General features: G+C 34.4%; 1 protein-coding gene. It reads left to right on the forward strand.

Annotated features, from left to right (window positions below; translation table 11 throughout):
* Positions 1–113 precede the first annotated feature (113 nt).
* Positions 114–956, forward strand: coding sequence for a tetratricopeptide repeat protein (locus tag BLV84_RS12405; RefSeq protein WP_234953159.1), 843 nt, complete (start codon positions 114–116; stop codon positions 954–956).
* The last annotated feature ends 225 nt before the right edge of the window (positions 957–1,181 follow it).

Genomic DNA, 1,181 nt, shown 5'->3' on the forward strand with positions numbered 1-1,181 from the left:
TTGAAAAACGAAAAATAAGTATAAATTTATAGCTTTAAAAAAGAGAAAAGTTCCGAGCTAAAATCTCGCTACTACTCATACACAAAACCGTTGTGCAACATTTTGAAAAAAAATTGAGAACTATCATAAAAATTATATCGATTTCACTAATTGCGATTGTTTTTGCCTGTAATCAGAAAAAGACGTTGTCGAATGATTTGACAGAAAACCAATCGACTGAAACCAATATTGATAAAGAGAAGCAACAAAAAATTATTGATGAATATTTAAAAAACGGTGCTTGGAGATATCAAATGTATTCTCAAGAATGGCAATGGGAAATAGATAAAGGTCTTGAAAAAGACAGCACAGTTGCCTATTTATGGCAACAAAAAGCAATGCCTTTGTTGAAAATGCGCAAGTATGAAATTGGGATTGATTACCTTGATAAAGCGGTAAAATACGACCGACAGCGTTGGCAAGATTATAGAGCATTTATTAAATGTATATTCGCCAAAAGATACCGAGAAGCAATTGCAGATTTTGAAGATTGTAAGAAAAGATTTGGGAATGGATATGTAATGGACCATACATATGATTTTTACATCGGACTTTCCCACTTGCAACTGAACGAATTTGAAAAGGCAGAACAAATATTTAAAGAAGATTACGATTATCAGGAGCAGGAATTTGGAAAAGATAATTTACACCATTTGGATTTGTTCTATTTTGGAATTACAAAATACGAACTAAAAAAATACCAAGAAGCAATTGACCTTTTTGACAAAGCATTAAAGATTTATCCTAAATTTTCTGATGTCCAACTTTACAAAGCCGTGTGCCTGCGGAAATTGGGCAAATACGAGGAAGCCAAGAAATACGATGTTTTGGCAGAACAGAACGGAAGAGCAGGAAACACAATAAACGAGGACAATGCGATTTATGAAATGTATCCTTACCAATGGAAATGGAAATAAAAAACGTTGCACAACAATGTATAACCGCAATTACGGCGGATTCGACTGCGTCCGAATCCACTCGGAATTGCTAACGTCAGTGCTTAACCGAAAATTTTAGCTAACTTGCCCGTAACTGCGGTTATACGAGACCGTTGTAGTGCATTTGAGAAAAACATTTAGGATGATAAGAAACTATTGGAATGAAGAATGGAAAAAGGTAGAATTTGACGATGGAATTGCTGA

It is taken from the genome of Psychroflexus halocasei (assembly GCF_900107595.1).
Taxonomy (GTDB): domain Bacteria; phylum Bacteroidota; class Bacteroidia; order Flavobacteriales; family Flavobacteriaceae; genus Psychroflexus; species Psychroflexus halocasei.